The 7,332-nt window shown below is 61.4% G+C and carries 1 protein-coding gene and 1 pseudogene; both read left to right on the top strand.

The features are described from left to right. Positions 1–251 precede the first annotated feature (251 nt). A pseudogene (locus ACFQ8Y_RS15315) lies at positions 252–1,463 on the top strand (DUF6531 domain-containing protein); the annotation flags it as partial. A 417-nt stretch (positions 1,464–1,880) separates the two neighbouring features. Beyond that, positions 1,881–7,241 carry an RHS repeat-associated core domain-containing protein gene (locus ACFQ8Y_RS15310; protein ID WP_430586039.1) on the top strand — a complete coding sequence of 1,787 codons (5,361 nt, stop codon included), beginning with the start codon at positions 1,881–1,883 and terminating at the stop codon, positions 7,239–7,241. Positions 7,242–7,332: the final 91 nt, after the last annotated feature.

The following is a 7,332-nucleotide window of genomic DNA, read 5'->3' as shown; positions in this document are numbered from 1 at the left end:
CGGCCGCGGAGATGCCGCGACCAACCCGCGCACCTCACCCCACCAAGTGGCAAGTGGTGGCACAAGTGATCACACACGCAGTCACACGACCGATCGTACAAACGGTTGCACAAACGGTTGCACAAGCAGTAACACCACACCCCCCAACCACCCCACCAAACCACCCCAAACCACCCCACTAGTACCCCACGCAACCATCACCCGATCACTGGCGTGGAACCGCTACCATCCCGCCCAGGTAGTCAACTCTGATGGCGCGGACAGCGAGGTTCCCCAAGATGCAAACAGCCGGCGACATGTTACGCAGCCACCAAAAAACCTCCTACCGAACAATCATCGCGGCGCTATCCGCAACGCTACTAATCTGTATCGGGCTCCCCCTCACGGCAGCACAACTCGGCCCCACCACCGCCGCCGCAACTGAGCTGGAGGGCGCTATTGACCGCAGCGTCACGGGAAGCAAAAGCATTAACTCATCCCAAAACTTGAGTGGCCTCAAAACTGGGACATTGAGCGCTTACACTCCCGCGAAACCATACACCTCGTACGCCTACACAAGCGCTCGCGGAGTGCAGGCTGCTCCGGCCGACAACGCAATAAACCTTGGGCTCACGCCAACCCTTACCGTAAACGTCATGTCCCCGGCAAAGGACATGTCGTACGTTCACAGATACACGGTTTGCAAAGTTTCGACTTCATCTCCCTCCTGTGCCGACGGGCAACAAGTAGCGGACTCAGGATGGACTTCCGCATCTTGGAAGATCCCCTCAGGTAAGCTCCAAGCCAACACGACATACCGTTGGGAAGTCTCTACCGCAGAAGATCTCGGCGAGAACCCCATCGGATCCATTGCCAACGACTGGCGGCTATTCTCTACCGGAGCCACCTTAACGAAACCTTCGTATAGCGCGAAGAGCGTCCAATCAGCGCCCGCAGACACGACGGTTCTCACCACGGCGCGACCCCAGCTCGCTGCATCCATCACCCGGCCACAAAGCGGCATCACCTACGTCTATCAGTTTTCGGTATGGGCCAAGGATGGGTCACTAGAGTGGACTTCTGCATGGGGGACTGCTAAGACAATCACGATTCCAGCGGCCATACTTGACTGGAACAAAGAATATATGTGGAGCGTATCGATCAAGGCACAAGGCGCCATCCTTGGAACGCTCTTCGACCCGAGCCGGTCCTTCTACGTAGTCGTCCCCCCATCCGCCAGCACCGGAGCAGAATCCGATGCCCCAATCGACAACGGCGTCAGCATTGCCGACGGTGCACTCACCATTGAGAGCACCGACGCATCCCTTCGTCTCCCCGGCGGCGACATCACCATCGGTCGCAAGTACCGCAGCGTCCAGAGCGCTGCGGGTGCTTTCGGTCTGGGCTGGACGTCGCTCCTCGACATGCGTGCAATCGAAGACACAGCGACGCGAACACTAAAAGTCACGTTCGCTGACGGTACTACTGAGACATTTGGAAGAAACGCCGATGGCACGTTCGCTCCTTCGCTCGGCACCTCGGGCGTTTCAGTAAGCCAATGCGCCGGTTGTACCTACTGGACCGTCACAACCGATGACGGATACTCGTATAACCTGGACTCGCGCGGACCTGTGAGCATTACAAATCCCGCCGGAATCGTGGCTTCCGTCACGCGGGATACAACTACATCCGCGCCTGTAAAGATTTCTGCATCAGGCCGAAGCCTCGACATTGCATGGTCCGGCGGTACGGTCAAGACAATCTCCTCAACCCCTTCCCCATCGGTTGGTGCTCGCTCTTGGACATATGACTACGCTAGTTCCCGACTAAGCCGAGTTTGCTCACCTCTTCAGGGCATTAAGCCTCACTGCAACGCATTCGAGTACGACGACCCCGCAAACATGGCTGCCGTAACGGCGGTCCTGTCACCTTCCGGCGTCGAGACGGCCTCGGTGAAGTACACGTCAGGTGGTGTAGTCACATCGGTCGTGAAGCCTGACCAGGCGCCCCGCACATTCGTGCGAAGAGAAACCGATCCCGGCTCAATGATCGTCGAAGTATCAGAAGGCGACAACGTTAACTTCACGCGCTACGAGCTCGACGCATCTGACAGGATCACACGTCAAGTGGATGCGCTTGGAGGAGTCCAGCGATGGGAGTACGACGACGCCGGTAGACTACTCAAGTTCTTCGATAAGACCGGAGGAGGCCTGGCCTTCGACTACGACTCTGTGGGCCACGTGGTACGGCGTAACACTTGGATCACCGCAGACACGTACACGTCGCAGTGCTACGAGTATTACGAGACCGACGATATCAAGAATGGCAAACTCCGTTCAGTCTACGATCCCCGATCACTACTTTCATGCGCTGAACCGCTTGTCTCTTTCGAGTACGATACCGAGGGCCGGCTCACCGGTGAGGTCATTGGAGGTGAGGCCGACGCAGAGGTCGCGGAGCGCACACGTTACAGCTACACCGAAGCCACGACTTCAGCGCCAAAGGGACAACTCGCAGAGATTGAGACTCCGTTCGGGGCCAAGACGACCTACCAGTATCGACCCGACGGATTACTCGCCAGCACTACAAATGCCGCTGGTCTGGAAACCGCCTACGCCTACGACACCCTTGGACGTGCTACGAGCGTGCGCACATCGGGTCCGGGTGTCGTGACCGGCACAACCGAGTTCACCTGGAACGACGACAACTCGGCGGCATCCATCATCGAGCCGCGCGCGCTCGACGCGTCGGGCTCCGAGCGGCAGCTGAAGCACGAGGTCGTTCGGGACACAGATGGGAACGTCACCGGGACGCGCGTTACCGACGTCATCAGTGGCGCGAAACTCCCCACAGGACGCGTGGTCTACGACTCGGCCGGGCGAGTAGTCACGAACATCCTCGCCGACGGCACCGAGCAGACACAAGCCTATGACCTGCACGGCCGTCCTTCGACCTTCGTCGACGCGTCAGGTAGTGTGAACCGAACAGAGTATGACGCGCTCAGTCGTCCGATTTCGACAACGGTCGTCGGATATTCTGACCCCGTCACCGGCGAGAATCGCGATGTTCTCCTCAACGAGGTTGAGTACGCCGCTTCCGGGCTGCCCGAGCGAGTCTACCAAGTCGGTGCGCCGGTGCGTCACTACACGTATCAGCTCGATGGGTCGCTCACAAAGATCACCGCGGACGGCGCAAGCGAGGACGAAGGAAGCATTGTTGAGTTTGAGGGTGCCTACGACGCGCTCGGCAACCTCGTCTCGCAAAGAACTCCAGCCGCCGCGAAGGCAGCCTCCCGCAGCTTCGACGCAGCTGGGCGGATCTTGGAGGAATGGACTCCTGCTGGCGTGCAATACGCTTACACGTACAAGCCCAACGGTCTCACGGATTCAGTAACCTCATACTATGCAGGTGACGTGGTGGCGAATGAGCAGTTCGCGTATGACGCCGCCGGACGAGTCTCGTCCACCACGGAGGGATTCGGGGAAACTACATCGACATCTTGGTATTCCTACGACGCTGCCGGTCGCCTGACCCGATCAGTTGACCCGCGTGGCTCCGGAGTTGCCGACTCGGGCTGGTCGACAGAATACAGCTACGACGCACTGGGCGACCTGACGAGTGTCACCTATCCGACTGTTGCGGTGTCCGGGGAGGCAACGCGTCCCCGGCTCAAATATGCCTACGACGAGGTGGGACGCCTTGAAGCGATTGTCTCACCGAACGGCGGCCGTCAAGAGGTTGCCTACGACGAGGCGGGTCGAATTGCTGAGGCCCGTGAGCCCTCGATCAACCTGTCCGACGGCACCAGCCTTCAGCCCACGACTTCCTGGGAATATGACCCAGCCGGCCGCATAAGCGCGGAGACGCGCCCGGACGGCTCCACATCCCGATTCGAGTACGACGGTCTCGGGCGTGTCATTCGACGGCTCGACCCCCCGACCACCGGTGACGCGCCGCGAGCGTCGACCATCAGATGGTCGGACGCGGGTGAGCCCCTCGAGGCGATCGACGCCAGCGGTCGAAAGCGCACGTGGTCCTACGATGCCGCCGGGCGCGTGGCGACATCCACGGTCTGGGACCACGAAGACGCCTTCACAACGTCCTACGACTACGACGACGCTGGTCGCCTCGTGGAAACCACCGATCCCGGTGGCGGTGTGTCGTCAGTGGCGTATGACGGTCGAGGACTGCGAAGCTCGGCGACCGATGCTGACGGTGTCACTGCTACATATAGATATGACGCTCTCGGTAGGCCAACTCGCTTCTACACAGACCCGTGGTCCAGCACGATCGTCGAGTACAACGAACTTGGCCTTCCCGTAAAGACAAGCCGAGAAGACCTTGCAGGGACGGTGCTCGATGCAAGTACGTCCGCCTACGACAAGGCCGGGAACGTCACGTCGACCTCCGGGCCACTAGGAACCGGTACAGACTGGACCTGGGACGCGCTGAACAGGGTGACCAGTGAGAGTTACGCCAATGGTGACTCCTGGGCGCTGAGCTACAGCGACGACGGTGGACTCGAGAGCGTCACCGATCCGCTAGGCAATGCAACCAGGATCGAACGGGATGCACTGGGTAGACCCACCAAGGTCATCGAACCTTCCACCCCCGCGCACCCTGCCCTCGTCGACCGGACGTGGATCACGGCCTACGACATCGTAGGTAACCCGATTAGCGAGACCCAGCCCGGAGGCGTGTCGATCGAGCGTCAGTTCGACGTCGATGGCAATCTCCTGCACGAAGTAGGCTCGGGCGGAGGAGCCCTCCCGGCTGCGCGCACCTTCACCTACGACCCTGTGGGCCGCGTCCTGAGCGCGAGCCACCCGGACGGCGCGACCAACTTCGAGTACGACGGGCGTGGCCTACTCACGTCGTCAAGAGGAGGAGCCGGCGACTCGACCCTCGCATATGACGGGAATAGCCGACTCACCTCTTGGGCGGACGAGGCAGGTGAAGGCTCCGCCACATGGACGCCGGGAGGGCGCCTCAAGAGCATCCTGTCCGGCGGGAGTGAACGGAGGTTCGGCTACGACGAGTCCGGGAACCTCGAGAAAGAAACTGGCCCGGACTGGTCCCGGACCTACAGGCATGATCCGCTCGGTCGAGTCACCAATGTAGTCGCTACAGGACTTAGCAGCCGGTATCAATGGTCGGGCGACTACGACCAGGCAGGCCGCCTCGTGGAGGAGACCATCGCGCCAGCACAAGCCGCTGGCGCCGGGACTACCACCTACCGGTACGACGACCTCTCACGCCTTGTCGGATGGACGGGGCCCGACGACGTCGCCCACAATCAGGAGTTCGACGAGGCCGGCAACCTCACCTCCATCGACACCCGGCAGTTCGTATATGACGAGCGGAACCGCCTCGTCTCCGAGGGAGAGACTGCATACACCTGGCAGGCGAACGGCGACCGGGCGACTGTGTCGCGCGATGACGTGGTCACGAATTACGAATTCGACGGACTCGGACGCTTGGCTTCCGTAGGCGGCGACGAGCTCAGTTACGACGCCCTCGGTCGCCTGGCCACGGACGGCACGAGCGAGTTCAAATACAGGGGCATGGACTCAGAACCGGTCGTGACTGGTTCGACCTCCTGGCAGCGCCTCGGCGCGAAAATCCTCTCATCCGAGGGTGACGTCGTCGTCCAGAACCAGCGCGGAGACCTCGTCGCCCGCGAGGACGCGACCGGCGGCCTGGCATCCAGCAATGACTACTCCCCCTGGGGATCATCACCCGGACTAGCCCGAACGCTCGGCTTCCAGGGCCAGTGGACAACCGACCAAGGCCTGGTCCACATGCAGTCGCGCTGGTATGACCCGGGCTCGAGCTCGTTCGTCTCGCGAGACTCGGCGAAGGTCCCCCTCAGGCAGGCAAACCGTTACGCGTACGCGGCGGGCAACCCCGTCACCGGCACGGACAGAACCGGACAATTCGCACCGCCCGTCCTCGTCGCACCTGTCCTCGCGCCCGCTGCCGCCGCCGCCGCAGCTAGCGGCCCACCCGGCTGGCTCATCGCAGGCGCCGCCGTCGGCACCGCAGCGGCCGGATACACCCTCTGGAACGCCTATCAATGGTCCCAGCAACCCGGTGTCCCCGAGTTTGACTACTCTCCAGGCACCTACACCTACTCCGGAGCCAGCCACGGCTACAGCAGCCCAGGCGCCGAACACAACTACTCGAGCTACCCCACCACCTACGGCGGCACCAGCTACAACTATTACGGCGGCACCAGTGGGGACTTCGGGTTCAACGGCATGAACTCCGGGCTCAACCAGATGATCTCCGGGGTCAACGGCGCGAACTCCGCGGTCAACGGCATGATCTCCGCGGTCAACGGCATGAACTCCGCGCTTGACCAGATGATCTACGGGATCAACGGCATGAACGCCGGGTTCAACCAGATGAACTCCGGGCTCAACGTCATGAACTCCGCACTCGACGGCATGATCTACGAGATCAACCGCCTTAACTCCGGTGTCGACCAGATGATCTCCGCGATCAACGGCATAAACTCCGCGCTCGACCAGATGATCTCCGCGGTCAACGGCATGCTCTACGGTATCGACCAGGTGATCTCAGGGCTCAACCAGATGAATTTTGCAATCCAGTCTATTCTGGACGGCTGGGCCGCGCAGGCGCAGGCTCGTGCGGAAGTGGATGCGACGCCCATCTATATTAGGTCGTCTCCTGGAGCTGGAGGATCACCGACCGGGACGTTCCCGCTGGATTCTGCAGAGATCTGCGCTCGAGCGGACGCGTCACTGTGTCAAGCAGTGAATGCCGGGACCAACGTCGGGCACGCGCCAGTCGATCTAAAGACCACGCTGGTCCCCCGCGCCTCGGCACCAGTAGACCCGGCAGGGATCACCGGCATTCGCCCCGCTCCGACGCACTACAGCGCGCCGCAGATCAACCAATCCGCCGCCTACGACTACCAGCGCCAGCACACCGGAATGCTCGAGTTCGAGGTGAGCGGCAACGGGGAGTCCATATGGGCCGACGGCGTCGACGGCTCCACGCTCGTTGACACCAAGTTCGTCACCAACCCCAAGAGCAGCCCATACACCGGAACAGGCCCGCGATTCCTTCAGGACGGCGTGCGGGAAGAACTACGGCGATATGGTGAGGTAATCGCGGACCCGCGCACGCCGTACGACAGCCTCGAACTCGTAACCAACGACGAATCCGCGGCAACATTTCTTGGCGAACTCCTGGAAGAGTATGATGTCCCCGGAAAGATAACGCTCGACCCCTAGAGCTGCGCGCGATCGCGGTCCGTGCGGGGTGGGCGGCAGCTAGCTGGGCATCTCCCAAATAGAAAGGTCCGAAGTGTGGGTACCGTAGTCG

Origin of the sequence: Isoptericola sp. NPDC056605, assembly GCF_042792795.1 — a bacterium.
Taxonomy (GTDB): domain Bacteria; phylum Actinomycetota; class Actinomycetes; order Actinomycetales; family Cellulomonadaceae; genus Isoptericola.
Note: the sequence above shows the minus strand (reverse complement) of the source record. Positions and strands in the feature narration are given on the sequence as shown.